The 26365-nt window shown below is 73.4% G+C and carries 20 protein-coding genes; 4 read left to right on the forward strand and 16 right to left on the reverse strand.

Translation table 11 applies throughout. From position 1 onward, the window contains the following. Positions 1 to 11 precede the first annotated feature (11 nt). From ACF08W_RS10020 to hrcA, 8 genes are all read right to left on the reverse strand, one after another. Complete coding sequence (locus ACF08W_RS10020) at positions 12 to 920, reverse strand: ribonuclease Z (protein ID WP_392278989.1); 909 nt, start codon at positions 918 to 920, stop codon at positions 12 to 14. A 271-nt stretch (positions 921 to 1191) separates the two neighbouring features. Continuing rightward, on the reverse strand, positions 1192 to 1551 hold the full coding sequence (locus ACF08W_RS10025; RefSeq protein ID WP_352275229.1) for a histidine triad nucleotide-binding protein: 360 nt from the start codon (positions 1549 to 1551) through the stop codon (positions 1192 to 1194). Positions 1552 to 1625: 74 nt separating this feature from the next. Next, positions 1626 to 4868: a S41 family peptidase gene (locus ACF08W_RS10030; RefSeq protein ID WP_392278990.1), complete on the reverse strand. Its 3243-nt coding sequence runs from the start codon at positions 4866 to 4868 to the stop codon at positions 1626 to 1628. 82 nt (positions 4869 to 4950) lie between these two features. Further along, positions 4951 to 5487 (reverse strand): hypothetical protein, encoded by a 537-nt coding sequence (locus ACF08W_RS10035; protein ID WP_392278991.1) that lies wholly within the window; start codon positions 5485 to 5487, stop codon positions 4951 to 4953. 288 nt (positions 5488 to 5775) lie between these two features. Continuing rightward, positions 5776 to 6522 (reverse strand): 16S rRNA (uracil(1498)-N(3))-methyltransferase, encoded by a 747-nt coding sequence (locus ACF08W_RS10040; RefSeq protein ID WP_392278992.1) that lies wholly within the window; start codon positions 6520 to 6522, stop codon positions 5776 to 5778. Next, entirely contained in the window at positions 6519 to 7592 is a 1074-nt protein-coding gene (locus ACF08W_RS10045) for a nitronate monooxygenase (protein WP_352275235.1), read from the reverse strand. The genes ACF08W_RS10040 and ACF08W_RS10045 overlap by 4 nt, the downstream gene beginning before the upstream one ends. Before the next feature lie 124 nt (positions 7593 to 7716). Then, positions 7717 to 8853: a molecular chaperone DnaJ gene (gene dnaJ, locus ACF08W_RS10050; RefSeq protein WP_352275237.1), complete on the reverse strand. Its 1137-nt coding sequence runs from the start codon at positions 8851 to 8853 to the stop codon at positions 7717 to 7719. Beyond that, the gene (gene hrcA, locus ACF08W_RS10055) at positions 8854 to 9870 is read right to left on the reverse strand and encodes a heat-inducible transcriptional repressor HrcA (RefSeq protein WP_352275239.1); all 1017 of its coding nucleotides are present in this window, start codon (positions 9868 to 9870) and stop codon (positions 8854 to 8856) included. Positions 9871 to 10081: 211 nt separating this feature from the next. On the opposite strand from hrcA, the gene ACF08W_RS10060 reads away from it, so the two are divergent. Together ACF08W_RS10060 and ACF08W_RS10065 are read left to right on the forward strand one after the other, a co-directional pair. Then, the gene (locus ACF08W_RS10060; protein ID WP_392278993.1) at positions 10082 to 10816 is read left to right on the forward strand and encodes an MBL fold metallo-hydrolase; all 735 of its coding nucleotides are present in this window, start codon (positions 10082 to 10084) and stop codon (positions 10814 to 10816) included. A gap of 32 nt (positions 10817 to 10848) precedes the next feature. Further along, a complete protein-coding gene (locus ACF08W_RS10065; RefSeq protein WP_392278994.1) occupies positions 10849 to 11670 on the forward strand; it encodes a DUF3097 domain-containing protein in 822 nt (273 codons plus the stop codon). Positions 11671 to 11685: 15 nt separating this feature from the next. On the opposite strand, the gene hemW is transcribed toward ACF08W_RS10065, so the two are convergent. The 4 genes from hemW to lepA all read right to left on the reverse strand — a co-directional run bounded on the left by hemW (position 11686) and on the right by lepA (position 19267). Continuing rightward, a complete protein-coding gene (hemW, locus tag ACF08W_RS10070; RefSeq protein ID WP_385204287.1) occupies positions 11686 to 12918 on the reverse strand; it encodes a radical SAM family heme chaperone HemW in 1233 nt (410 codons plus the stop codon). Between the two features lie 72 nt (positions 12919 to 12990). After that, positions 12991 to 14946, reverse strand: a complete 1956-nt coding sequence (locus ACF08W_RS10075; RefSeq protein WP_385205168.1) for a SpoIIE family protein phosphatase — start codon at positions 14944 to 14946, stop codon at positions 12991 to 12993. Between the two features lie 229 nt (positions 14947 to 15175). Then, positions 15176 to 17065: an AMP-dependent synthetase/ligase gene (locus tag ACF08W_RS10080; protein ID WP_392278995.1), complete on the reverse strand. Its 1890-nt coding sequence runs from the start codon at positions 17063 to 17065 to the stop codon at positions 15176 to 15178. A 327-nt stretch (positions 17066 to 17392) separates the two neighbouring features. After that, positions 17393 to 19267, reverse strand: coding sequence for a translation elongation factor 4 (gene lepA / locus ACF08W_RS10085; RefSeq protein ID WP_352275247.1), 1875 nt, complete (start codon positions 19265 to 19267; stop codon positions 17393 to 17395). A 216-nt stretch (positions 19268 to 19483) separates the two neighbouring features. Here lepA and rpsT point away from each other — a divergent pair, with 216 nt between their 5' ends. Next, the gene (gene rpsT, locus ACF08W_RS10090) at positions 19484 to 19750 is read left to right on the forward strand and encodes a 30S ribosomal protein S20 (protein ID WP_352275249.1); all 267 of its coding nucleotides are present in this window, start codon (positions 19484 to 19486) and stop codon (positions 19748 to 19750) included. Between the two features lie 489 nt (positions 19751 to 20239). On the opposite strand, the gene holA is transcribed toward rpsT, so the two are convergent. After that, positions 20240 to 21226: a DNA polymerase III subunit delta gene (gene holA, locus ACF08W_RS10095; RefSeq protein WP_385204273.1), complete on the reverse strand. Its 987-nt coding sequence runs from the start codon at positions 21224 to 21226 to the stop codon at positions 20240 to 20242. A gap of 94 nt (positions 21227 to 21320) precedes the next feature. On the opposite strand from holA, the gene ACF08W_RS10100 reads away from it, so the two are divergent. Beyond that, complete coding sequence (locus tag ACF08W_RS10100) at positions 21321 to 21566, forward strand: hypothetical protein (protein WP_392278996.1); 246 nt, start codon at positions 21321 to 21323, stop codon at positions 21564 to 21566. Between the two features lie 42 nt (positions 21567 to 21608). Here ACF08W_RS10100 and ACF08W_RS10105 read toward each other — a convergent pair whose 3' ends face one another. From ACF08W_RS10105 to ACF08W_RS10115, 3 genes are all read right to left on the reverse strand, one after another. Continuing rightward, complete coding sequence (locus ACF08W_RS10105) at positions 21609 to 22490, reverse strand: YceI family protein (protein ID WP_385204267.1); 882 nt, start codon at positions 22488 to 22490, stop codon at positions 21609 to 21611. A gap of 146 nt (positions 22491 to 22636) precedes the next feature. Continuing rightward, the gene (locus ACF08W_RS10110; protein WP_392278997.1) at positions 22637 to 25249 is read right to left on the reverse strand and encodes a ComEC/Rec2 family competence protein; all 2613 of its coding nucleotides are present in this window, start codon (positions 25247 to 25249) and stop codon (positions 22637 to 22639) included. After that, the gene (locus ACF08W_RS10115; protein ID WP_392278998.1) at positions 25246 to 26208 is read right to left on the reverse strand and encodes a helix-hairpin-helix domain-containing protein; all 963 of its coding nucleotides are present in this window, start codon (positions 26206 to 26208) and stop codon (positions 25246 to 25248) included. Before ACF08W_RS10115 ends, ACF08W_RS10110 begins: the two co-directional genes overlap by 4 nt. Positions 26209 to 26365 lie beyond the last annotated feature (157 nt).

A 26365-nucleotide genomic window follows, 5' to 3' on the forward strand; every position in this document is an offset into this window, starting at 1 on the left:
TACGGGGGTGGTCAGAGGTGCCGGGTGGGCACGGGGATCCTGGAGAGGTCCTGGGCGACGGTCAGTTCGCCCTCGAACCCGGCCGCGCGGGCCTGGGCCCCGAAGGCGGCCGGGTCGTCGTAGCGCTGCGAGAAGTGGGTCAGCACCAGGTGCCGTACGCCCGCGTCCCGGGCCACCCGGCCCGCCTGGCCGGCGGTCAGATGGCCGTGGTCGGTGGCGAGCCGTTCGTCCTCGTCGAGGAAGGTCGACTCGATGACCAGCAGGTCGCAGCCCTCGGCGAGGACGTGGACGCCGTCGCAGAGCCGGGTGTCCATGATGAACGCGAACCGCTGGCCGCGCCGGCGTTCGGAGACGTCGTCGAGGGTGACGCCGCCGAGGGCGCCCTCGCGCTGGATGCGGCCGACGTCCGGGCCCCGGATGCCGTGCTCGGCGAGCTTCCCGGGCAGCATCCGGCGCCCGTCGGGCTCGACGAGCCGGTAGCCGTACGACTCGACGGGGTGCGAGAGGCGGTGGGCGCTGAGGGTGTACCCGCCGGTGGTGGCGAGCGCACCGTCGGCGGCGACGGGTGCCTCGGTCAGGGCGACGGACTCGCGGTAGGCGGTGGCGTACCGGAGCCGTTCGAAGAAGCGCTGCCCGCTCGCCGGGTAGTGCGCGGTGACCGGGTGCGGGACCTGGTCGAGGTTGATCCGCTGGATCACCCCGGCCAGGCCCAGCGAGTGGTCGCCGTGGAAGTGCGTGACGCAGATCCGATCGATGTCGTGCGCGGCGACTCCGGCCCGCAGCATCTGGCGCTGGGTGCCCTCGCCGGGATCGAAGAGGATGCCCTCCCCGTCCCAGCGGAGCAGATAGCCGTTGTGGTTGCGGTGCCGGGTCGGGACCTGGCTGGCGGTGCCGAGGACCACGAGTTCGCGTACGGACACGGGAGCCTGGGGCCTTTCGTTCGGATCAGGCCGGATCAGGGAGCGGGGCCCGATCCGGACGACGGGCCCTAGGGGGTGTCTGATAAATGAGTGCGGGTGAAGGAGCGGGGTCCGGTGCGTGCGATCGCAAGGCGCCGGAGCGTCTGCGGATGGGGTCTCCCCTGCTCGAACGGAGTTGAGAGCTCGAGGAAGGAGCCACGTGGGCGGTTCGGCAACGCCGCGAGCGTGCGCACCGGACCCCGCGACGCCGCAGGCATGTGTCAGGCACCCCCTAGCCGGGGGGCCACTGGAGGCCGCGGCCCCCGAGGACGTGGGCGTGGGCGTGGAAGACGGTCTGGCCCGCTCCGGCGCCGGTGTTGAGGACGATCCGGTAGCCGGTGTCCACGATCTTCTCGTCGGCGGCGACCTGCCCGGCCTCGCGCAGCACGTCGGCGGCGACCGCGGGTTCGGCGGCGGCCAGCGAGGCGGCGTCGGGGTGGTGGAGGCGCGGGATGACGAGGACGTGGACGGGGGCCTGCGGGTTGATGTCCCGGAAGGCGACGGTGGTCTCGGTCTCCCGGACGATGGTGGCCGGGACCTCGCCCGAGACGATCTTGCAGAACAGGCAGTCGGGCTGCGGTTCTCCCGCCATGGGACTGGCTCCTCGGTAGCTGGTGATCGTTGTACGGCATGGTAGCGGGGCGGTTCGCCCCGCCACCTCGGCGGCTATGCCCCGGGCAGTGCGGGCAGCCCGGGTGCCCGGACGGCCGGGTTGCGGGTGAGCGCTTCGAGGGCGATCCGGACCGCCTCCTCGAGCTGCGGGTCGCGGCCCGCCACGTGGTCCTGCGGGGTGACGACGACCTCGACGTCGGGGTCGACCCCGTGGTTCTCCACGTCCCAGCCGTACCGCTCGAACCAGAACGCGTACTTGGGCTGGGTGACCAGGGTTCCGTCGACGAGGCGGTAGCGGCTGTCGATGCCGATCACACCGCCCCAGGTGCGGGTGCCGACGACCGGGCCGATGCCGAGCGCCTTGACCGCGGCGGTCACGATGTCGCCGTCCGATCCGGCGAACTCGTCGGCGACGGTGACCACCGGGCCGCGCGGCGCGTCCAGCGGGTAGCTGTGCGGCCGCGCCCCGCGCGGTACGTCCCAGCCGATCACCCGGCGGGCCAGCTTCTCCACGATGAGCTGGGAGGTGTGGCCGCCGCGGTTCTCCCGGACGTCCAGCACCAGCCCGTCGCGGGCCATCTCGATCCGCAGGTCGCGGTGGAGCTGCGCCCAGCCCGCGCCGCTCATGTCGGGGACGTGGAGGTAGCCGAGGCGGCCGCCGGAGAGCTCGTGCACCCGGGCCCGCCGGCCGGCGACCCAGTCGTGGTAGCGCAGCGCCTCCTCGTCGTCGACCGGTACGACGACGACATGGCGGGGGTCCCCGCCGTCCGCCGGGGCGACGGTCAGTTCGACCGGGTGGTCCGCCGAGCCGGTGAGCAGCGGGGCGGGGCCGGTCACCGGGTCGACCGGGGTGCCGTCGACGGCGAGGAGGATGTCCCCGGCGCGTACCGCCACACCGGGCGCGGCGAGCGGTGAGCGCGCCTCCGGATCCGAGGTCTCCGAGGGGAGGATCCGGTCGATGCGCCAACTCCCGTCCTCCGTGCGGGAGATGTCGGCTCCGAGCAGTCCCTGCCGGGTCGACTCGTCGCACCAGCCGGAGGAGGGGCGGACGTAGGCGTGCGAGGTGCCGAGCTCGCCCTGGACCTCCCACAGCAGGTCCACCAGGTCGTCGTGGGTGGCGACCCGGGCCAGCACCGGGCGGTAGCGGTCCAGGACGCCGTCCCAGTCGACGCCGCCCAGGTCGGGGCGCCAGAAGTTGTCCCGCATGAGGCGGCCGGCCTCGGCGTACATCTGGCGCCATTCCGCGGCCGGGTCGAGGAGCCGCCGGACGCGGGAGAGGTCGACGGTGATCCCGCCGTCGCTGCCGCCGTCCTCGTCGTCGGCCGCGACATGGCTGTCGGACGGGACGACGCGGAGGGCGCCGCGGGTGTGCAGGACGAGCCGCTTGCCGTCCCCGCTGACTTCGAAGTCCCGTACGTCCGAGGCGATCTCCTCGGAGCGCAGCTTCTCCAGGTCGTACCGCTCCAGGGTGGTCTCGGGGCGGGCGGCGTCGGGGGTGGCGGCGCTGGTGCCGAGGACCCCGGTCGTCGGGTGGCTCAGCCAGAGCAGGCCGTCCTTCGCGGCGCGGAGCGTGGAGTACCCGGCGGCCGCGACGGGCAGCGGCACGATCCGGTCGGCGAGCCCGTCGAGGTCGATCCGGGTGATGGGCAGCGCGGTCGGGTTGTCCTGGTCGCCCTCGCCGCCGCTCTTCTCCTTCTCGACGGGCAGGCCGTGGCGCTGCGGTCCGAACGGGGAGGGGGTGGTGGCGGCGAGCGTCAGCAGGTGCGGGCGGCAGGAGGCGGGGAACGTCAGGTCGAAGACGTGGCTGTCGTAGACCGGGTCGAAGGAGCGCTCGGAGAGGAAGGCGAGGTGCTTGCCGTCGGCGGTGAACGCGGGCGAGAAGTCCCGGAAGCGCAGCGGGGTGGCCTCGGCGACCGACAGGTCGGTGAGGTGGGCGAGTTTGAGCTGGCTGAGCGGGCGGGGGCCGGGGTGGGACCAGGCGAGCCAGGCGGAGTCGGGCGAGAAGACGAGTCCGGAGGCGTCGCCGTGTTCGCTGCGGTCCACCTCGTGGACCTCGCCGCTCTCCCGTTCGACGACCAGGACGCGCCTGTCGTGGGTGGCGACGGCGAACCGGCTGCCGTCGGGGGCGGCGGCCAGTTCGTGGACCCGGCCGAGCCGGCCGGCGGCGAGCCGGTGCGGCGCGGTACCCGGGGCGGCGCCGGTGGCGGGGGCGCACTCCAGCGCGTCCTCGCCCTCGGCGTCGGTGACCCAGACGACGTGCGGGTCGCCCTCGGCCTGGAAGGTACGGGCCAGCCGGGCGCGTACGCCGGGTTCGGCGGCGAGCGCGCGGGCCGGGCCGCTCCGGTGGGTGACCCAGTGGACGGCGCCGCGCGTCACGACGGCGCTGCCGCGCCCGGTGCGGTCCGGGGAGACGGACTCGACGTGACTCCCGGCGTGCACGGGGAACGGCTGGAGGTCGGTGCGCTGGCCGCCGAGCCGGATGTCCGGGCGGCGGGGTTCGCTGCCCGTCAGATCGTCCAGGACCCGGAGTTCACCGCCCAAGACGTAGACGACGCGGGTGCCGTCGGTGCTCGCGTGGCGGGCGTAGAAGCCGTCGAGGCCGGTGTGGCGGCGCAGCCCGGATCCGTCGGGGAGGGAGGAGTAGACGGCGCCGGTGCCCTCGTGGTCGGAGAGGAAGGCGACCCGGTCGCCGACCCACATGGGGCATTCGATGTTTCCGTCGAGCTCCTCGTGGAGCCGGACGAACCGCGCCGGGCCGTCGCCCGGGGTCTCCCCCTCGATCCACAACTTGCCCGCGGCGCCGCCCCGGTAGCGCTTCCACCAGGCGGCCTCGCGCCCCATGGTGGCGGAGAGCAGCAGGGCCCGGCCGCCGGGCCCGTACGCGAGCGAGCCGAGCTGCCCGTACGGGAGGACCCGCGCCGGGCCGCCGTCGACCGGGACGGCGTGCGCCCGGGTGCGGCGGAACGACGGCTGCCCCTGGGCGCTGACGACGAGCACCTCGCCACCGGGCGTCCAGCCGTGGACCTCGGTCCGGCTGTCGCCCCAGTACGTGAGCCGGGTGGCGGGGCCGCCGTCGGCCGGCGCGAGGTGGACCTCCGGCGCCCCGTCCCGGGTGGTCGTCCAGGCGACCCGGTTCCCGTCCGGCGATATCCGCGGCGGGCCGACCGGCCGGTTGTCGGCGCTGACGCGCCAGGCCCGGCCCCCGTCCAGCGGAGCCAGCCAGACGTCGTCCTCGGCGGTGAAGGCGACCGTGTCGCCGTGGAGATGGGGATACCGGAGGTAGGAAAGCTGCGTCACACCGCTCACCCTAGGACGCCGCTGTGCCGCCCGTAACCGGGTTGGCCGGAGTCCGACGGGTGGGCCGGGCTCCGGTTCGCACTCACTTTCCCCGGGTGGTCTCGGTCACCGTGACGGTGACCGTGACGGTGGGCCGGAAGCCGTTCCCGCCCGCGGCGGGCGGGGCCGGGGTGATCACGGAGGTCTGCGGCGGGGCGTTGCAGTCGCCGAGCACATCGGCCCGGAAGACGGACCGCCCGCCCGTCCTGGCGGTCAGATCGCCCCGTACGCACCGGCCGCCGAGCTCCTGGGTCACCTTGCCGCTGAGCGTGATCGCCTCACCGTTGCCGGTCCGGCCCGTGCAGTCGACGTTCGCGCTGCGGGGTACGGACGCGGCGGGCGAGGCGCCCCAGGCGCGGGCGCCGTCGACCCCGGCGGAGCAGCTCAGCCACCGCACGTTCACCCCGTTGCTCTCCAGTGCGCCGGTGCCGACCCGGTCGGTGGTCACGGCGATGGAGGCGGAGTTCAGCCCACCCGTGGGTTCGCAGGCGGCGACGCCCAGGACGGCCGCGACCACGAGTGCGGACGCGGCCGGAACACGTCGGCCTCGCCCCTGAATCCATGCCCTTGTTGTCCCCATACGGGCAGCTTCCCACCGATCGCCCGCCGGACGGTAGACGGCATGCGGGCGCGCCGGAAATGGCGCCGGGCGCACAACCGGGGATCGTGCGACGCTACTTTCGAAACACCCCTAGGACCTGTCTTCAAACTGCCGTCGTCCGGCCGGAGGCCGGGCCGTGCGGTGTCCGGTGCGTGCGATCGCAAGGCGGAGGGTCGCTCCGATACTGGATGTATCGGGGTGACCCCGACAACGCGGCGAGCGTGCGTGCCGGGCGCCGCACGGCAGGCGGCAGTTTGAAGACAGGTCCTAGGACCAGCGGCCGGTGCGCCCCAGGAGCAGGGCCGTCGCCGCCGTGCCCGCGGTGGAGGTGCGCAGCACGCTCGCACCGAGCCGGCAGGTCCGGGCGCCCGCCTCGGCGAAGACCGCGAGTTCCTGCGGCGACACCCCGCCCTCGGGCCCGACGACCAGCACGATCCCGCCCCGCTCGGGGAGTTCGACGGTGGCCAGCGGTTCGCTGTCGTGGTCCCGGTCCTCGTGCAGCACGGCCGCGAAGTCCGCCTCGGCCAGCAACGCCGCGACCTGCTTGGTCGTCATCGCGTCGGTCACCTCGGGGAAGCGCACCCGGCGGGACTGCTTGCCCGCCTCCCGGGCCGTACCGCGCCATTTCGAGAGGGACTTGAGGCCGCGGTCGCCCTTCCACTGGGTGATGCAGCGGGCCGCCTGCCAGGGCACGATCGCGTCGACGCCGGTCTCCGTCATGGTCTCCACGGCGACCTCGCCCCGGTCGCCCTTGGGCAGGGCCTGGACGACGGTGATGCGCGGGGCGGGCGCCGCCTCCTCCCGGACCGGGGCCAGTTCGGCGAGGACGAGGCGGTCCTTGCCCTCGGCGGCGGCCACGACGCCCTCCGTCCAGCGGCCCCGCCCGTCGGTGAGCACGACGGCCTCGCCCGCGTGCAGCCGCTTCACCGACACGGCGTGCCGGCCCTCGGGACCCTCCAGGACGAACCCGGGCCCGTCGGGGACCTGTTCGACGACGAAGACGGGTGCGGTCACTTGGTGCCTCCGGTGCTCAGTGCCGTACGCGCGGCGTCCAGTTCCTCGGCGAGCAGTCCGACCAGCCGGCCGGCCGGCAGCTCGCGGGCCATCCGGTGGCCCTGCCCGGCCCACAGCGCCATGCCCTGCGCGTCCCCGGCCTTCGCCGCCGCCCGGCGCAGCCCGGCGGTCAGATGGTGGACCTGCGGGTAGGCGGCGGGGGCGTACGGGCCGTGCTCGCGCATGAAGCGGTTGACCAGGCCCCGGGCGGGGCGGCCGGAGAAAGCCCGGGTCAGGGCGGTCCGGACGAACAGGGGGTTGGTCAGCGCCTGCTTGTGCAGCGGGCTCGCCCCGGACTCGGGGCAGACGAGGAAGGCCGTACCGAGCTGGGCCGCGTCGGCACCCGCGGCGAGGACCGCGGCGATCTGCGCACCGCGCATCAGCCCGCCGGCGGCAAGAACCGGGATCTGCACGGTCTCGCGGACCTGGGACACCAGCGAGAGCAGCCCGATCCCGGAGCCGTCGGCCTGCGGGTCGTCGCGGTGGGTGGACTGGTGGCCGCCCGCCTCGACGCCCTGGGCGCAGACCGCGTCGGCCCCGGCCCACTGGGCGGCCTGGGCCTCCTCGGGCGTGGTGACCGTCACGACGGTGTACGTGCCGACGCCGGCGAGGGCGTCCAGGGTGTCCCGGGTGGGGCAGCCGAAGGTGAACGAGACGACCGGAACCGGGTCGTCCAGCAGGATGGCCAGCTTGGCCTCGTAGCCGTCGTCCCCGTCGACGTCCAGGTCACCGAGCGGGGTCTCGTACCAGGCGGCCTCGCCCGCGAGCTGGTGGCGGTAGACCTCGACGGCGCTCGGGTCGGCGAGCCCGGGCTGCGGCAGGAAGAGGTTGACGCCGAAGGGCCGGGCGGTCAGCCCGCGGACCTGTTTGATCTCCTGGTACATCCCGTCCGCCGTCTTGTAGCCGGCGGCGAGGAAGCCGAGACCGCCCGCCCCGGAGACGGCCGCGACGAGCGGGGGGCCGGAGGCGCCGCCCGCCATCGGGGCCTGCACGATCGGATACCGGCAGAGATCGGTCAATGCGGATGACATGACCGCATCGTGTCACGTCCGGGCCGGACCGGACCCGCCGGGACGCACCGGCCGCGACCCGGGTACGCGCGGACGCCGGGCGGCCCAGTCGAGGGGGCCCCGCCCGGCGTCCGGACACCGCGGGTCAGCGGCCGTTGAAGGCGTCCTTCAGCCGGGAGAACAGCCCCTGCTGGCCGGGCTGGAACTGGCCGGTGGGCCGCTCCTCGCCCCGCATCTTCGCCAGGTCCCGCAGCAGTCGTTCCTGCTCCGGGTCCAGCTTCGTCGGGGTCATCACCTCGACGTGCACGATCAGGTCGCCGCGCCCGCCGCCGCGCAGATGCGTGACGCCGCGGCCGTGCAGCGGGACGGACTGGCCGGACTGGGTGCCGGGCCGGATGTCGACCTCCTCCAGTCCGTCGAGCGTCTCCAGCGGCACCTTGGTGCCGAGCGCGCCCGCCGTCATCGGGATGGTGACCGTGCAGTGCAGGTCGTCGCCGCGGCGCTGGAACACCGCGTGCGACAGCTCGTGGATCTCCACGTACAGATCGCCGGCCGGGCCGCCGCCGGGGCCGACCTCGCCCTCGCCCGCGAGCTGGATGCGGGTGCCGTTGTCGACACCGGCGGGGATCTTCACCGTGAGCGTGCGCCGCGAGCGGATGCGGCCGTCACCGGCGCACTCCGGGCACGGCGTCGGCACGACCGTGCCGAACCCCTGGCACTGCGGGCAGGGCCGCGAGGTCATGACCTGGCCCAGGAAGGACCGGGTGACCTGCGAGACCTCGCCGCGGCCGCGACACATGTCACAGGTCTGGGCGGAGGTACCGGGCGCGGCGCCCTCGCCGCTGCACGTGGTGCAGACGACGGCCGTGTCGACCTGGATGTCCTTGGTCGTTCCGAACGCGGCCTCGGCGAGGTCGATCTCCAGCCGGATCATCGCGTCCTGGCCGCGCCGGGTGCGCGACCGGGGCCCGCGCTGCTGCGACGTGCCGAAGAACGCGTCCATGATGTCGGAGAAGTTGCCGAAGCCACCCTGTCCGAAGCCGCCCGCGCCGGCGCCGCCGGAGGAGGACAGCGGGTCGCCGCCGAGGTCGTAGACCTGCTTCTTCTGCGGGTCCGACAGCACCTCGTAGGCGGCGTTGATCTCCTTGAACCGCTCCTGGGTCTTCGGATCGGGGTTGACATCCGGGTGCAGCTCGCGGGCGAGCCGACGGAATGCCTTCTTGATCTCGTCCTGGGACGCGTCGCGGCGTACGCCGAGTACGGCGTAGTAGTCCGTGGCCACTTACGACTCCGCCAGGATCTGTCCGACGTAACGTGCCACTGCGCGTACCGCTCCCATCGTTCCGGGGTAGTCCATGCGGGTCGGTCCGACCACGCCGAGTTTGGCGACTGCCTCGTCGCCCGAACCGTAGCCGACCGCGACGACGGACGTGGAGTTGAGCCCCTCGTGGGCGTTCTCGTGCCCGATGCGTACGGTCATGCCCGAGTCCTTGGCCTCGCCGAGCAGCTTCAGCAGCACGACCTGCTCCTCCAGAGCCTCCAGCACCGGCCGGATCATCACGGGGAAGTCGTGCCCGAAGCGCGTGAGGTTGGAGGTGCCGCCGATCATCAGCCGCTCCTCCGTCTCCTCGACGAGGGTTTCGAGCAGGATGGAGAGCACGGTGGAGACGGTGCCCCGGTCCTCGCTCTCGAAGGATTCCGGCAGATCCTGCACCAGTTGCGGGACGTCCGTGAAACGGCGTCCCACCACCCGGCTGTTGAGCCGGGCCCGCAGGTCGGCGAGAGAGGTCTCGCCGAACGGGGCGGGGCAGTCGATCATGCGCTGTTCGACCCGGCCGGTGTCCGTGATGAGCACGAGCATCAGCCGGGCGGGCGCCAGCGAGAGCAGTTCCACGTGCCGCACCGTCGACCGGGTCAGCGAGGGGTACTGCACGATGGCGACCTGCCGGGTCAGCTGCGCGAGCAGCCGTACGGTGCGGCCCACGACGTCGTCGAGGTCGACCGCTCCGTCGAGGAAGTTGTGGATCGCGCGGCGCTCCGGCGACGAGAGGGGCTTGACCCCCGCGAGCCGGTCGACGAAGAGCCGGTAGCCCTTGTCCGTCGGAATGCGTCCGGCGCTGGTGTGGGGCTGGGCGATGAACCCCTCGTCCTCCAGCACGGCCATGTCGTTGCGGACGGTCGCCGGGGAGACCCCCAGCTTGTGCCGCTCGGTGAGCGCCTTGGAGCCGACGGGCTCCTCCGTGCCGACATAGTCCTGGACGATGGCGCGGAGCACTTCGAGTCTGCGTTCACTGAGCATCGCGCACACCTCCAGCTGTGTTTCCTCGGTGGTTCCCGGGCCGTTCCCGTGTCCCTGTCCAGTGTCCCTGTCCAGGATTTCGCCTGGCACTCTGTCACCCCGAGTGCCAGCAATCCCCCGCCAGTGTACGGCGGCCGAGTGGGGGCCTAGCAAGGGCGACCGGCCAGCCCGTCACGAGACCCCGCGGGTGTTTTGCCGATAGCGTCGCGGTATGGACGCTTCTTGGGAAGAGTTCGGGTGGGAACGGATCGGCCACGGAGTGGGCCGGCGGCGCCTTCCCGGATGGGATGCGACGGTCGCGCTGGTCGTCGGGGCGGACGGCGCGCTGCTCTTCGACACCGGGTCGACGCTCCGCGAGGGGGCCGAGGTGCGGGCCCAGGCCGAGGCGCTGCTGGGCCGGAGGGTGACACATGTCGCACTCAGCCATCCGCACTTCGACCACGTGCTGGGCACCGCCGCGTTCTCCGGCGTCCAGGTGTACGGGGCGGCCGGGCTGGCGGAGTTCCTGCGGAAGGACGGCGCGGCGGAGCTGCGCGCCTCGGCGGTGCGCCACGGGGTCGCGGAGCGCGACGCGGCGGAGGCCGTCGACGCGCTGGTGGTGCCGGGGCACCCGGTGCGCGGGGAGTGGACGGTCGGCCTGGGCGGCGGGCGCGAGGTGGTGCTGGCCGAGCTGGGCCCCGCGCACAGCGGCCACGACCTGGTGGCGGTCGTCCCCGGCTCCCCCGGATCGCCCGCCGTCGTGCTCTGCGGCGACCTGGTGGAGGAGTCCGGCGAGCCCCAGGCCGGCGAGGACGCGCATCCGTCCCGCTGGCCGGGCGCGCTGGACCGGCTGCTGGCGCTGGGCGGCGAGGACGCGGTGTACGTGCCGGGGCACGGGGCGGTGGTGGACGCGGCGTTCGTACGGGAGCAGCGCGGGCGACTGGCCGGACGTTCCGGCGTGTCGTGACCCCCGGGCTCCGGTCGTCCTATCGTCGTGCGATGCGCAGCTACCAGCCGGACCTGACCCCGCCGTGGAAGAGGTCCGCCCCCGTTCCCGAGGTCCCCGCCGAGCCCGATCTGGTGGTGGAGGAGGTGTCCACCGGATTCTGCGGTGCGGTGATCCGGTGCGAGAAGACGGCCCAGGGTCCGACGGTGACCCTGGAGGACCGCTTCGGCAAGCACCGGGTGTTCCCGATGGAGCCGCGCGGCTTCCTGCTGGAGGGCAGGGTGGTCACCCTCGTCCGCCCGGCGGCCGCCGCCCCGGCACTCCCGTCCCGTACGGCCTCGGGGTCGGTCGCGGTCCCCGGGGCGCGGGCCCGGGTCGCACGGGCCGGGCGGATCTACGTGGAGGGGCGGCACGACGCGGAGCTGGTGGAGCGGGTCTGGGGCGACGACCTCCGGATCGAGGGCGTGGTCGTGGAGTACCTGGAGGGCATCGACGACCTGCCGGGCATCGTGCGCGCCTTCTCCCCCGGCCCGGACGCCCGGCTGGGCGTGCTGGTCGACCATCTGGTGCCCGGCTCCAAGGAGTCCCGGATCGCCGAGCGGGTGACGGAGGCGGACGTGCTGGTGGTGGGGCACCCGTACATCGACGTGTGGGAGGCGGTGAAGCCGTCCTCGGTGGGCATCCCGGCGTGGCCGGCGGTGCCGCGCGGGCAGGACTGGAAGACCGGGGTGTGCCGGGCGCTGGGCTGGCCGGAGAACACCGGCGCGGCCTGGCAGCGCATCCTCTCCTCGGTCCGCTCCTACCGGGATCTGGAGCCGTCGCTGCTGGGCTCGGTGGAGCACCTGATCGACTTCGTCACGGCGCCGCCGCAGTAGCCTTCCCCGGGGCCCTCAGTCGACCAGGTCCCGCACCACCGCGTCCGCCAGGAGCCGCCCGCGCAGGGTGAGCACCGCCCGCCCGTCCTCGTACGGGGCGGGCTCCAGGAGGCCGTCGGCCAGGGCGCGGCGGGCGGCGGCGAGACCGGCCGGGGCCAGCAGCGACAGCGGGCAGCCGTCGGCGAGCCGGAGTTCCAGCAGGATGCGCTCGACGCGCCGGTCCTCGGCGGAGAGGATCTCCCGGCCGGCGCCGGGCGAGCGCCCCTCGGCGAGGGCCTGGGCGTAGGCGCCGGGGTGCTTCACGTTCCACCAGCGGACCCCGCCGACGTGGCTGTGCGCCCCGGGGCCGGCGCCCCACCAGTCGGCGCCGCGCCAGTACAGCTCGTTGTGCAGGCACCGGCCCTCGGGGGTGCGGGACCAGTTCGACACCTCGTACCAGGAGTAGCCCGCCGCGGCCATCGCCTCCTCGGCGATCAGGTAGCGGTCGGCGTGGACGTCGTCGTCGGTCATCGGGACCTCGCCGCGCCGGATGCGGCGGGCCAGCTGGGTGCCCTCCTCGACGATCAGGGCGTACGCCGACACATGGTCGGGTCCGGCGCCGATCGCCGCGTCCAGCGAGGCCCGCCAGTCGTCGTCGGACTCGCCGGGGGTGCCGTAGATCAGGTCGAGGTTGATGTGCGCGAAGCCCGCCTGCCGGGCCTCGGCGACGCAGGCCTCGGGGCGCCCGGGGGTGTGCGTGCGGTCCAGGATCTTCAGGACGTGCTGCCGGGCGCTCTGCATCCCGAAGGAGATCCGGTTGAAGCCGCCCTCGCGCAGTTCGGCGAGGTAGGCCGGGCCGACCGATTCGGGGTTGGCCTCGGTGGTGATCTCGGCACCGTCCGCCAGCCCGAACTCCTCGCGGATCGCCGCCAGCATCCGGACCAGGTCGGCGGCGGCGAGCAGCGTCGGGGTGCCGCCGCCGACGAAGACCGTGCGGACCGGGCGCGGGTCGTCGCCGAGGACCTTCCGGGCCTGGCGGACCTCGCCGATCAGATGGGCGGCGTAGTTGTCCCGGGAGGCCAGGGCGCCGCCGGAGCCGCGCAGCTCGGTCGCGGTGTAGGTGTTGAAGTCGCAGTAGCCGCAGCGGGTCGCGCAGTAGGGCACGTGCAGGTAGAAGCCGAGCGGCCGGTCGGCGGCGCCTTCCAGGGCATGGCGGGGCAGCGCCCCGTCGTCGGGCACGGGTTCACCATCGGGCAGTACGGAAGGCATACCGCCCATTGTCGCGCGCCGCCGGGGCGTTCCCGGCCACGCTCGGTCCGCTCCCCTCTTCCCGGTCCGGGATCAGCCTGCCTGGAGGACCAGCAGGGCCAGGTCGTCGTCGGGCGGCCGCTCGGCGAATTCGTGCACCGCCCGTTTGATCCGGTCCGCGATGCCGTCCGCCGGCAGTCCGGCGCATCCGGCCAGCGCCCGGGCCAGGCCGTCCCCGTCGTCGAACATCCGCGTACCGGAGCGCCGCTCGGTGACCCCGTCGGTGACGCAGAGCAGGCTGTCGCCGGGCGCCAGCTCGAAGCTCTGGCTCTCGTACGCGACGTCGTCGAAGATGCCGAGCAGCATCTGCGGTTCGGCGGCCGGGCGCACCTCGCCGTCGGGCCGCAGGTGCAGCGGCAGCGGATGGCCGGCGCTGGCCAGCGTGCAGCGGGCGCCGCCGCCGGGCAGCGGGACGAGTTCGCCGTACAGCAGGGACAGGAAGCGGGACTGGCCGGTGTCCGCGGTCTGCTGGCCGCCGGCGGCGGCCACCATCAGCGCGGCGGCCTCGGCGGCCTCCATGGCGTCGTCGAGGAGGAGCCGGTTGAGCCGGTCCAGGACCTCGCCGACGCCGAAGCCCTCCCGGGCCAGCAGCCGCAGCCAGGGCCGGGCGAGGCCGGTGACGACGGCGGCCTCGGGGCCGCTGCCCTGGACGTCGCCGAGGACGAAGCACCAGCGGTCGCCGGGGCAGGGGAAGATGTCGTAGAAATCACCACCGACCACCCCGTCGTCGCTGGGCTCGTACACCAGCGAGCTGGCGACGCCGGGTATGTCGGCGACCTTCCCGGGCAGCAGGGCCCGCTGGAGGATGCGGCTGATGGTGGCCTGCCGGCTGTACTCGCGGGCGGCTCCGACGGCGAGGCCGACCCGGCGTACGAAGTCCTCGATGAGCGCGGTCACCTCGTCGGGGACGCGGGCGAGCCCTTCCCGGCCGAGGAGCACCGCGCCCAGGGTCCGGCCGCCGGAGGTGATCCGGTAGGCGAGGGCGGAGACGGCGGGGCCGTCGCCCTCCTCGTCCTTCCCGGTCTCCTCCGTACCGCCGGGCCAGGGCTCCTCGCCGCCGGGCCAGGGCATGGAGACGGGGCCGGTGCCGACCCGCTCGGGCAGCCGTATCGGGCCCTGCTCCAGCAGGGCGCGGAGCCCGCCGGTCTCGGTCTCGTCCCGGTGCCAGACGCTGGCGAGCCGGGGAACCGCCGAGGGGCCGCCGTTCTCCGGCTCCAGCCAGATCGCGCACCAGTCCGCGAGGCGGGGTACCAGTAATTGTCCGGAGAGCGCGGCAACGATGTCCTCGTCGAGCTGACCGGCCAGCAGGTCCGACGCCTCGGCGAGGAAGGAGAGCGCGCCCCGGCCGGCCCAGTCCGCGTCGTCGCGCAGCGCGCGCCGGGCGGAGGGGGCGAGGAGTTCGGCCTCGCGCAGCCCGTGCGGGAGGACGGGATCGGCGGGCGCCTGCGGGAAGGGGTTCCAGTCGTCCACCGGGAGCCGGGCCCAGACGGTCTTGAGGCCGGTGCGGTAGGTGATCCCCCAGCGTTCGGCGAGGGTGCCGACGAGCTGGAGGCCCCGGCCGTACTCGGCGGGCTCGTCGGGGCCGACGGCGCGGGTGCCCTCCGCCGCGTCGGCCGCGCTTCCGGACTCGGGGCGGTCGCTGCGCACCGCGCGGGCGGGGTGGTGGTCGGAGACCTCCAGCGACAGGGCCGCGGCCTCGTCGTCGTCGGCCTCCTCCAGCCGGACGACCAGCTCCACGGTGGTCCCGGCGTGCACGACCGCGTTGGTCACCAGCTCGCTGACGACGACCTCCGCGTCCTCCGCCAGGCGCCCGCTGAAGCCCACGGCCGCCGGGAGCCCGAGCCCGGCCCACTCCTCCAGCGCGGCCCGGACGAACCGGCGGGCGGCGGAGGGGGCGAGGAGGTTGCCGGGCAGGGACGTGTGGGCGGTCGGCCGCGTGTCCGCGCGGTCTGCGGGATTTCCGGGACGCTGAACGATGTCCCGCTGCAAGGGAATGGACCCCACGGTGCAGCTCCTGACCTGTCTCGCTCTGTCTGTTCTCGTTGCCGTCTGTCGGTTCTCGTCTGCGCGGGCGACACCGACAGCGTGACAGATGGACCATGCCCATAAGCAGCGAGTTGCCGAAGTGGGCGGAGAAAATGAGCGGGACGGAACGGGCGCGGCCGCAAGATCCGTACTCGCGACCGCGCCGGTGGGGCGTGGTGGGTCAGCGCGTGCCCTACGCCTCGCGGGTTCCCGCGTACATGTCGTCGATCAGGTCCTTGTACGCGCGCTCGACGACCGGCCGCTTCAGCTTGAGGCTGGGGGTCAGCTCGCCGTGCTCGATGTCGAGGTCGCGCGGGAGCAGCCGGAACTTCTTGATGGTCTGCCAGCGCTGGAGGCCCTCATTGAGCCGCTTCACGTACCCCTCGACGAGGGCGACGGTCTGCGGGGCGGCCACCACGTCGGCGTACGACTTGCCGCCCAGGCCGTTCTCGGCGGCCCAGCCGAGGAGGGTCGGCTCGTCGAGGGCGATCAGCGCGGTGCAGAAATTGCGGTCGGCGCCGTGCACCAAAATGTTGGAGACGAACGGGCAGACCGCCTTGAACTGCCCCTCGACCTCCGCCGGGGCGATGTACTTGCCGCCGGAGGTCTTGATGAGGTCCTTCTTGCGGTCGGTGATCCGCAGGTAGCCGTCCACGGACAACTCGCCGATGTCGCCGGTGTGGAACCAGCCGTCCGACTCCAGGACCTCGGCGGTCTTCTCCGGCTGCCCGTGGTAGCCCTCCATGATCCCGGGGCCGCGCAGCAGGATCTCGCCGTCGTCGGCGATCCGTACCTCGGTGCCGGGGAGCGGCTTGCCGACGGTGCCGGTGCGGTACGCCTCGCCCGGGTTGACGAAGGAGGCGGCGCTGGACTCGGTGAGTCCGTACCCCTCCAGGATGTGGATCCCGGCGCCGGCGAAGAAGAGGCCGATGTCCGGGGCGAGCGCGGCGGAGCCGGAGACGCAGGCCCGCAGCCGGCCGCCGAACGCCTCCCGGATCTTCGCGAAGACCAGGGTGTCGGCGACCTTGTGCTTGGCGCCGAGCGCGAAAGGGACGGAGGCGGTGCCGGTGCGCCGGAAGTTGTCCTGCGAGACCTTGGCGTGCTCCCGGGCGACCCCGGCCGCCCACTGGAAGATCTTGTACTTGGCCCCGCCCCCGGCCCGCGCCTTGGCGGCGACACCGTTGTAGACCTTCTCGAAGATGCGGGGCACGGCCGCCATGTACGTCGGCTGGACGACCGGCAGGTTCTCGATGATCTTGTCGACCCGGCCGTCGACGGCGGTGACGTGGCCGACCTCGATCTGGCCGGAGGTGAGGACCTTGCCGAAGACGTGCGCGAGCGGCAGCCAGAGGTACTGGACGTCCTCGGAGGTGATGAGGCCGGTGGAGACGGTCGCCTTGGCCATGTACGACCAGTTGTCGTGCGGCAGCCGCACGCCCTTGGGGCGGCCGGTGGTGCCCGAGGTGTAGATCAGGGTGGCGAGCTGCTCCGGGGTGATGGCGGCGACCCGCTCCTTGATCGCCTCGGGGTGCTCCGCCAGGTACGCGGTGCCGCGGGCCTCCAGCTCGGCGAGGGTGAGCAGCCAGCCCTCGGGGTCGTCCTCGGCGGCTTCGGCGCCCTCCGGGTCGATGACGACGACATGGGCGAGATCGGGCAGCTCGGCGCGGCGCTCACGGGCCTTGGCGAGCTGGCCGGCGTCCTCGGCGATCAGCACCCTGCTGTCGGAGTCGGCGAGGATGAACGCCGACTCCTCGGCGTTGGTCGACGGGTAGACCGTGGTGGTCGCGGCACCGGCGCACATCACGCCGAGGTCGGCGAGGATCCACTCCACCCGGGTGGAGGAGGCGAGCGCGACCCGCTCCTCGGGCCGTACGCCCAGGGCGATGAGCCCGGCGGCGACGGCGTAGACCCGCTCGGCGGCCTGCGCCCAGCTCAGCGACTTCCACTCGTCGGGGCCCTGCCCGCTGGCCGAGGGGACGGGGTAGCGGTACGCCTCCCCGTCGGGGGTGGCCGCCACGCGGTCGATGAAGAGGTTCGCCACGGAGGGCGGTCGGTTCTCGATCAAGGTCAGTGTGTCGCTCACGACGTCCTCCGGGCCTGCGGCAGTGCTTCACGACCGGCTGCTGTTTGCTGCTGACTGCTGTTGCTGCTTGTTCCTGCTTCTTCTTCGTCCTGCTGTGTCTGGTGTCCCGCGTACGGTGTGCTCCGCGTACGGCCGTCCGCCGGTCCGGTGGCTCCCGGTCCCGCTTGTTTAACTGGCGAGTAACTACGAGGCCGTGATCAGGGTAGAGGGCCCGGGTCCGCCGCGTAAGGGGCAAGGGGCCGCCGCTTGATAACGAACGGGCCCCCGCCGCCGCAGGACGCTGCGGTGCGGGGGCCCGTCCGGACGGCCCGGGGGCTGGGCTCGGGCCTACTTCTTGCCCTTGCCCTCCGCACCGGAGTCGTCGGTGGACAGCACGGCAATGAAGGCCTCCTGCGGGACCTCCACGCTGCCGACCATCTTCATCCGCTTCTTGCCTTCCTTCTGCTTCTCCAGCAGCTTCCGCTTACGGGAGATGTCACCGCCGTAGCACTTGGCGAGGACGTCCTTGCGGATGGCGCGGACCGTCTCACGGGCGATGACCCGGGAGCCGATGGCGGCCTGGATCGGCACCTCGAAGTTCTGCCGGGGGATCAGCTCGCGCAGCTTGGCGACCAGCCGCACGCCGTACGCGTACGCCTTGTCCTTGTGGGTGACGGCGGAGAACGCGTCGACCTTGTCGCCGTGGAGCAGGATGTCGACCTTGACGAGCTGGGCGGTCTGCTCGCCGGTGGGCTCGTAGTCGAGCGAGGCGTACCCGCGCGTCTTGGACTTCAGCTGGTCGAAGAAGTCGAAGACGATCTCGGCGAGCGGCAGGGTGTAGCGGATCTCGACCCGGTCCTCGGAGAGGTAGTCCATGCCGAGGAGGGTGCCGCGGCGCTGCTGGCAGAGCTCCATGATCGCGCCGATGAACTCGCTGGGGGCCAGGACCGTGGCGCGCACGACGGGCTCGTGCACCTTGTCGATCTTGCCCTCGGGGAACTCGCTCGGGTTGGTGACGGTGTGCTCGGTGCCGTCCTCCATGTCGACGCGGTAGACCACGTTGGGGGCGGTGGCGATGAGGTCGAGGCCGAACTCGCGCTCCAGCCGCTCGCGGATCACGTCGAGGTGGAGCAGGCCGAGGAAGCCGACGCGGAAGCCGAAGCCGAGGGCCGCGGAGGTCTCCGGCTCGTACACCAGGGCGGCGTCGTTGAGCTGGAGCTTGTCCAGGGCCTCGCGCAGGTCCGGGTAGTCCGAGCCGTCCAGCGGGTAGAGCCCGGAGAACACCATCGGCTTGGGGTCCTTGTAGCCGCCCAGCGCCTCGGTCGCGCCCTTGTTGAGGGAGGTGATCGTGTCACCGACCTTGGACTGCCGGACGTCCTTCACACCCGTGATGATGTAGCCGACCTCGCCGACGCCGAGACCGTCGGCCGGGGTCATCTCCGGGGAGGAGACCCCGATCTCCAGCAGTTCGTGGGTGGCGCCGGTCGACATCATCCGGATGCGCTCGCGCTTGTTGAGCTGCCCGTCGACGACCCTGACGTACGTGACGACGCCCCGGTACGAGTCGTAGACCGAGTCGAAGATCATCGCGCGGGCGGGGGCGTCCGCGACGCCGACCGGGGCCGGAACGTCCCGGACCACCCGGTCGAGCAGCGCGTCCACGCCGATGCCGGTCTTCGCGGAGACCTTGAGCACGTCCTCCGGCTGGCAGCCGATGAGGTTGGCCAGCTCCTCGGAGAACTTCTCCGGCTGCGCGGCCGGCAGGTCGATCTTGTTGAGCACCGGGACGATGGTGAGGTCGTTCTCCATCGCCAGGTAGAGGTTGGCGAGGGTCTGGGCCTCGATGCCCTGGGCCGCGTCGACCAGCAGGATCGTGCCCTCACAGGCGGCCAGCGAACGCGAGACCTCGTAGGTGAAGTCGACGTGGCCCGGGGTGTCGATCATGTTGAGGACATGGGTGCGGCCCTGTCCCTCGCCCGTCTCGGGCGTCCAGGGCAGACGGACCGCCTGGGACTTGATGGTGATGCCGCGCTCGCGCTCGATGTCCATACGGTCGAGATACTGAGCGCGCATCTGCCGCTGGTCGACCACCCCGGTCAGCTGGAGCATCCGGTCGGCAAGGGTCGACTTGCCGTGGTCGATGTGCGCGATGATGCAGAAGTTGCGGATCAGCGCCGGGTCGGTACGGCTCGGCTCGGGCACGTGGGTAGGGGTCGCGGGCACGCAGGGTCCTGATTCTTGAGACGCCGAACGCCGTGTCTCGGGTCGATGTCGGGTCGGTCGGATCGATACGCAGCCTCCATCGTCCCATGGTTGCCGGGCGGAGACCGGTTTGGGCCGGTCGGAGCGGTGCTGGTACCGTTGACAGCTGTGTCTCGCGACTCTTTCGGGCCGCGGGGCGCACACCGAAGATCCAACGAACCTGAAAAGGCTCTTTTCGTGGCGAACATCAAGTCCCAGATCAAGCGGAACAAGACGAACGAGAAGGCGCGCCTGCGCAACAAGGCCGTCAAGTCCTCGCTCAAGACCGCTATCCGCAAGGCCCGCGAGGCCGTCGCCGCCGGTGACGTCGAGAAGGCCACCGTGGCCACCCGCGACGCTTCCCGTGCGCTCGACAAGGCCGTCTCGAAGGGTGTCATCCACAAGAACGCCGCCGCCAACAAGAAGTCGGCACTGGCCTCCAAGGTTGCCACCCTCCAGGGCTGAGCATTCTGATGTGATCGCCGGAACGGACCCAGCGGGCCCTCTCTCCCGCTCCTGACCGGCACCCCGCGCCGCACACCGAACCTGCGTTCGCCACGCGGGTGCGGCGCACCGAAGCGTGAACCGAAGGCCCCGGCCTCCGCCCTCCCCCAGGGCGGCTGCCGGGGCCTTCGGCGTGCGTACGCGGGGTTCCCCCGGGCTTACGAGGCACCTGCGGGGCCTGGGCCGGGGCCCGCAACGGCTGCGGGCCGAAGGCAGGGCGGGCCGAAAGCAGGCGGGCGTCATCCGGGACGCAGGCGACGGCCCGGCCCCGGGTCGCCTTCAGCGCCTCCACCGAGGAGAGAAGGGCCTTGCGTGGCTCCACCCGTGCACCACGGCTCCGCGCGTCCGGCATGCCCGTCCCCGCAATCCGCGAGTACGCGACCCTCGCGGGAGAGGGGCCCCACGACCCTCCGAGCGCGGCTGACCCTCCCGCACACCCACCAGGAACGGCTAGCGGCCCGACCGGGCGGCCCGGGCCACCGCGACCACGGCCTTCTCCAGCGCGTACTCCGGGTCGTCGCCACCGCCCTTGACCCCGGCGTCCGCGTCCGCGACCGCGCGCAGCGCGAGGGCCACCCCGTCCGGCGTCCAGCCGCGCATCTGCTGCCGCACCCGGTCGATCTTCCAGGGCGGCATGCCCAGCTCACGGGCGAGGTCGGCGGGGCGGCCGCCACGGGCCGAGGACAGCTTGCCGATCGCCCGCACGCCCTGGGCCAGCGCGCTCGTGATCAGTACGGGCGCCACGCCCGTCGACAACGACCAGCGCAGCGCCTCCAGCGCCTCCGCCGCTCGCCCCTCCACCGCGCGGTCGGCGACCGTGAAGCTCGACGCCTCGGCGCGGCCCGTGTAGTAGCGGGCGACGACCGCTTCGTCGATGGTGCCCTCGACGTCCGCGACGAGCTGCGAGACCGCGCTCGCCAGCTCCCGCAGGTCGCTGCCGATGGAATCGACCAGGGCCTGGCACGCCTCGGGCGTGGCCGACCGGCCCAGCGCCCGGAACTCCGACCGTACGAAGGACAGCCGCTCGGCCGGCTTGGTCGTCTTCGGACAGGCGACCTCCCGCGCCCCGGCCTTGCGCGCCGCGTCGAGCAGCCCCTTCCCCTTGGCGCCGCCCGCGTGCAGCAGGACCAGGGTGATCTCCTCGACCGGGTCGCCGAGGTACGCCTTGACGTCCTTGACCGAGTCGGCGGAGAGGTCCTGCGACCCGCGGACGATCACCACCTTGCGCTCGGCGAAGAGCGAGGGGCTCGTCAGCTCGGCGAGGGTGCCCGGCTGGAGCTGGTCGGAGGTGAGGTCGCGGACGTCCGTGTCGGGGTCGGAGGCGCGGGCCGCCGCCACCACCTGCTGCACGGCGCGGTCCAGGAGCAGGTCCTCCTGGCCCACGGCGAGCGTGACGGGAGCGAGCGGGTCGTCGGTGGAACTCTTTCTGGTGGCCATCGCCGTCCAGCATCCCACGCACGTCCGACAACGGCCCCGGGCTCCCTCCCCCACCGCTTCCCCGGGCACCTCCCGGGTGCAGGAGAATGGCCCGGTGAGCGATGTGAGACATGTGCTGGTGCTGCCCGACCGTGACGCGGCGGAGGAGGTGGCCGAGGAACTCGGCCTGCGCTTCGGGGTCGCCGAGGAGCCCCAGCTCGTGCGCGACGCGCTGGCCGGCGAGGACGACGCCGAGGACGCCCAGTGGCTGGTGGTCGTGGAGGACGCCGCCGCACGGCTGGACACCACCGCGCTCGACGCCCTCGCGGCGGAGTACGAGGGGTGGCTCGAAGCCCCATAGCCCCGTAGCCCTGGAGCCCCGCTCCCGGGGCGCCCCTGCGGCTCAGTCCTTGGGGACTATCTGCATGTCCAGGTCGATGGCGATGCTGGAGCCGACGGCAGCGATGCCCCGGGCCAGCATGGTCTGCCAGGTCAGGGTGAAGTCCTCGCGGTGCAGTTCCGTGGTGGCCCGGCAGGCGGCGCGGGTCTCGCCCTCCAGGCCGCTCCCGAGACCGAGGTACTGGCTGTCCAGCGTGACCGTCCGGCTGACACCGTGCAGGGTGAGCGCGCCGGTCACGCCCCAGCGGGTGCCGCCCCGGTGGACGAAGCGGTCGCTGTAGAACTCCATCGTCGGGTACCGCCCGACATCGAGGAAGTCGCTGGAGCGCAGGTGGTCGTCGCGCATCTGGACGTTGGTGTCGATCGACGCGGCATCGATGATCACGTGCATGGCCGAGTCCTCCATGCGGTCGGCGATCCGCACGGCCCCGGCGAAGGTGTTGAACCGGCCGTGGATCCGCGCGAGTCCGATGTGCCGGGCGGTGAAGCCGATCTGCGAGTGCATCGGCTCGATCGCCCACTCGCCCGGGGCGGGCAGCTGCGGGGGCGGGGACAGTTGGAGGGTCACGTCCCCGAGGTCGGCGTGACCGCCCTCGACCACCGTGGCCGAACCGTGGAACGGGGTGAAGCCCTCGGCCGTGACGACCAGCCGGTACTCACCGGCCGGGACGGTGGCGAGCACACTGCCGAACGGGTCCGTCTCACCGCTGAAGATCCGGTGCCCGGACCTGTCCATGACGGCGAACTCGGCCATGGGAACGATCTCGTTGACGGGGTCGAGCACACGGCAGCTGAGCAGCCCGGCGGTCCGCGGCACCTTGAGTCCGGCGAGGGCGTTGCCCTGCCCGGGCCCCGCCGCTCGGTTCTTCAGCCAACGCCCGAACATCTTCCACCTCTCCCCGGGAACGGTTCGCCTGGGCCCGGCGGCTGAACCTCCCTGTCGGAGCAGCGGCCCACCGACGACCATGCATTCGACCACCATTGTGGCGTTCGAGGCAAACGGAGCGACTGGTGGCGACTGGTTACGAGACATCACCAAAGCCCCGAATCGCCGACCGCCCGCAGCCCCGCTCCGGCGCCCGACACCGCGATCGCCCCCTCGGTGTCCGTACGGAGCACCGTGGCCCCGCCCGCCCGGAGCGCGTCGACGGTCCGCGCGGCCGGATGACCGTACGGGTTGTCCCGGCCCACGCTCACCAGAGCGAGTCTCGGGCGCACCGCACGCAGCAGGGCGGGGTCCTGGTAGGCCGAGCCGTGATGGGCGACCTTGAGCACGTCCACCCGCGACAGCGTCGGGTATCTGCGCAACAGCCCCTGCTGGGACGGGGGTTCGAGGTCCCCGGGCAGCAGCAGGGTCAGCCCGCCGGACCGGACGTACAGGGTCACGCTGGCGTCGTTCGGGTCCCGGGGCGCGGGCTCGGCACCGGAAGCCGCCCAACCGCCGCCCCCTCCGGCCGTGGTGGCGGGCCAGAGGACCTGCCAGTCGAGCGCCCCGATCCTGCGGTGTTCCTCCGGGAGGGCCCGGACCAGCGGTACGTGCGCCGAGGCCGCCGTTCTGCGTACGAAGGCGGCCTGGTCCGGCGGTTCGTCCAGGCTCGTCGTCTCGATCGCGCCGACCGCCCTGCCCCGCAGCACACCGGGCAGCCCGCGCACATGGTCGGCGTGGAAGTGGGTGAGGATCAGGAACGGCACCTCGTTGACACCGAGTTCACGCAGGCACCGGTCGACGAGCAGCGGGTCCGGTCCGGCGTCGACGACCACCGCCGCCCCCTCCCCCGCGGCCAGCACCAGGGCGTCCCCCTGCCCCACGTCGCACATCGCGAACGCCCAGCCGGGCGGCGGCCATCCGGTCAGGGCCCGGGTGAGCGGCACGGGGCGCAGTACCGCGAGGACCAGCAGCAACGCCGCCGCCGAGCAGACCCAGGGGTGACGGACGAGGCGGCGGGCCAGAAGCGCCACCGCCAGGGTCAGGGCGGCGAGCAGCACCGCTCCCCTGCCGCCGTCCGGCCAGTCGATCCCCGCGCCGGGCAGGGCCGCCCCGGTACGGGCCACGGTGGCGATCCACCCGGCCGGCCATCCCGCGACCCGGGCGAGCAGCTCCGCCACCGGCATGGCCACCGGGGCCACGGCCAGCGCGGCGAACCCGAGCACCGTGGCCGGAGCCACCGCGAATTCGGCCAGGAGATTGCACGGGATCGCCACCAGGCTGACCCGGGAGGCGAGCAGCACGACGACCGGGGCGCACACCGCCTGCGCGGCGGCGGCCGCGGCCAGCGCCTCCGCGAGCCGGGGCGGCACCCCGCGCCGTCGCAGCGCGCCGCTCCACACCGGGGCGACGGTCAGCAGGGCCCCGGTGGCCAGCACGGAGAGGACGAAACCGTAGCTCCGCGCCATCCACGGGTCGTACAGCACCAGCAGCAGCACGGCCGCGGCCAGGGCGGGGATCAGGGATCTGCGCCGTCCGGTGCCGATGGCGAGCAGGGTGATCAGCCCGCAGGCCGCTGCCCGCAGCACACTCGGCTCGGGCCGGCAGACCAGTACGAAGGCCAGGGTGAGCCCGCCGCCGAGCAGTGCTGTCAGCCGGAGCGGAATCCCCAGCCGGGGCGCCAGGCCGCGGCGTTCGGCGCGGGTGGCCGTGCCGGGCGGTCCGATGAGAAGGACCAGCAGGATCGCCAGATTGGCGCCCGAGACCGCCATCAGGTGGGTGAGGTCGGTGGCCCTGAACGCCTCGTGGAGTTCGGGACCGACCCGCGAGGTGTCGCCGACCACCAGGCCCGGCAGCAGCGCCCGCGCGTCGGGGCCGAGCGGCTCGGTCGCCTGTCGCAGACCGTCCCGCAGCGTGCCCGCCGTGCGCTGGAGGAGGGACGGCGGGCCGATGACACGGGGCGGACCCTTGCCCTCGGCCCGCAGGACGGCGGCACTGCGCTCGCCGCCGTGCAGCGGTGGCGCCAGTCGGCCGTCGACGCGCAGCCGGGTGGACGGGAGCAGCCGCTGCCACCGGTCCGCCGCCCCACCGGGCCCGGCCGCACCGGACCCGGCTCCTTCCTGAACGGCTCCGTCCGGCCCGGCTCCTCCTGGCGTGACGACGAGCAGTACCGGCGTGCTGAGCCCGGTGACCGTACCGCCGGGCCCGGTCAGCCGGTTCACCTCCGCGTCCACCAGGAGCGAGACGGGCATGCCATGGTCGCCACTCACCCGGGGCAGGGTCCGCCGGGCGTCGGACACCACCGTCACCTCCGCCTCGACCCGCTCGTAATCCTGGGCCAGCCGATGGACCGGCCCCTCCCGTACGTCCGCGCCGCGCAGCCCGGCGGAGGTGGCCCCGGCCGCCGCGCAGAGCAGCGCCGCGGCGATGGCGGTCGCGGTCGCCGCGTCCCGGGACCACCGCCGGGGGTTCGTGGCGGGGCCGTGCGACGCGGCGCGGACGCTCCGGGCTCCGGACAGGGCCAGGAGGACCATGGCCGCGCCCGTGCAGAGCACCACGCCCACGACGGTCCACCGCCCCGGCGCGCTCAGCGCCACGGCCGCCCCGGCCCAGGCGGCCAGGGCCGGCGGAACCAGACGGAGGTCGACCGGACCCTCCCGGCGCGGCTCAAGGGCGCCGGGCCGGTCGGGCGGCGACACGCGGGTGTCCTCGGCTCTCATGGCCCCACCAGCGGCCTGAGATCGGCGAACCTGCGGTCACCGATGCCGCTGACCTCGCGCAGTTCGTCGACGGACCGGAATCCGCCGTGCTGTGCGCGGTAGCCCACGATGCGCTGGGCGAGGACGGGACCGACCCCGGGCAGCGTCTCCAGTTGCTCGGCGGTCGCCGTGTTGAGGCTGACCGGCCCGGTCGGCGGGGATCCGCCGCCGACCGGGGCGGCTCCGCCCGTCCCGCCCGGCACCGAGCCCTCCGGAGGGGCGCCCACCACGATCTGCTCGCCGTCGACGAGTACCCGCGCCCGATTGAGGCCGCTGAGGTCGGTGCCCTCCCTGACCCCTCCCGCCGCCCGTAACGCGTCGGTGACCCGCGCCCCGGACGGCAGCGTACGGACACCGGGCCTGCGCACCTTGCCGCTCACGTCCACGACCACGTGTCCGCCGGGCCCTCCCGCCGGGGCGGGACCGCTCGACGGCTCCGGCGCCCCGGCGCCCTCGGCCACCGGGGACGGTGCCCGCACGGACCCGGCCCCGGCGACCTCGGGCACCCGTACGGAGTGCGGACGCGCCGACCAGAAGTGCACCGCGGCGAAGGCCCCGGCCGCGACCAGGACCACGGCCAGGGCGGCGAGGGCCCTGGGATCCAGGCCGCACCGGAGCCGCACCCAGACCGGCACCCGCTCCCACAACGCGGGGGCCAGCCGTTCCCACCGCCCGCCCGGTCCGGCGGCACCGGGGGCCGGAGCGGGGACGGAAGCAGCGACCGGGGCGACGGACGCGGCCCCACCCGGATCAGGGTCCGGGCCCGCCCTCGTACCGCTCCCCGGACCCGTGTCGGGCGTCGGCCGCGCGCCCCGCCCGTCGTACCCGCCCGCCATCAGGGCGTCCGCCCGGCGGCGCGATGCCGCGGCCAGGGCGGCATCCGTGTCGCCGTGCCGTCGGCGGCCGGGACCACTGCGCACCCGGACGTCCGAGACCGGAGCACGGCCGGGACCGCTGCCCCTGCCTGCGCGACTGCTTGCACGATGTGTTCGGAGAGCCATGCCTCACGACGTTAGGCACATCCGTCCGAACCCGCTGAGCAGCCTCAATTCCTGTGGATGCCCCATGAGTTGTGGA

Origin of the sequence: Streptomyces sp. NPDC015144 (assembly GCF_043079735.1) — a bacterium.
In the GTDB taxonomy this organism is placed as follows: Bacteria; Actinomycetota; Actinomycetes; order Streptomycetales; family Streptomycetaceae; genus Streptomyces.

What these genes read in the sequence shown, in the direction of transcription:
- ACF08W_RS10025 (WP_352275229.1), bottom strand. Translation starts at nt 1,551, where the DNA reads ATGGCGGGAGAACCGCAGCCCGACTGCCTGTTCTGCAAGATCGTCTCG.
- ACF08W_RS10035 (WP_392278991.1), bottom strand. Translation starts at nt 5,487, where the DNA reads ATGGGGACAACAAGGGCATGGATTCAGGGGCGAGGCCGACGTGTTCCG.
- ACF08W_RS10045 (WP_352275235.1), bottom strand. Translation starts at nt 7,592, where the DNA reads ATGTCATCCGCATTGACCGATCTCTGCCGGTATCCGATCGTGCAGGCC.
- hrcA (WP_352275239.1), bottom strand. Translation starts at nt 9,870, where the DNA reads ATGCTCAGTGAACGCAGACTCGAAGTGCTCCGCGCCATCGTCCAGGAC.
- ACF08W_RS10060 (WP_392278993.1), top strand. Translation starts at nt 10,082, where the DNA reads ATGGACGCTTCTTGGGAAGAGTTCGGGTGGGAACGGATCGGCCACGGA.
- ACF08W_RS10065 (WP_392278994.1), top strand. Translation starts at nt 10,849, where the DNA reads ATGCGCAGCTACCAGCCGGACCTGACCCCGCCGTGGAAGAGGTCCGCC.
- hemW (WP_385204287.1), bottom strand. Translation starts at nt 12,918, where the DNA reads ATGCCTTCCGTACTGCCCGATGGTGAACCCGTGCCCGACGACGGGGCG.
- holA (WP_385204273.1), bottom strand. Translation starts at nt 21,226, where the DNA reads ATGGCCACCAGAAAGAGTTCCACCGACGACCCGCTCGCTCCCGTCACG.
- ACF08W_RS10105 (WP_385204267.1), bottom strand. Translation starts at nt 22,490, where the DNA reads ATGTTCGGGCGTTGGCTGAAGAACCGAGCGGCGGGGCCCGGGCAGGGC.
- ACF08W_RS10110 (WP_392278997.1), bottom strand. Translation starts at nt 25,249, where the DNA reads ATGAGAGCCGAGGACACCCGCGTGTCGCCGCCCGACCGGCCCGGCGCC.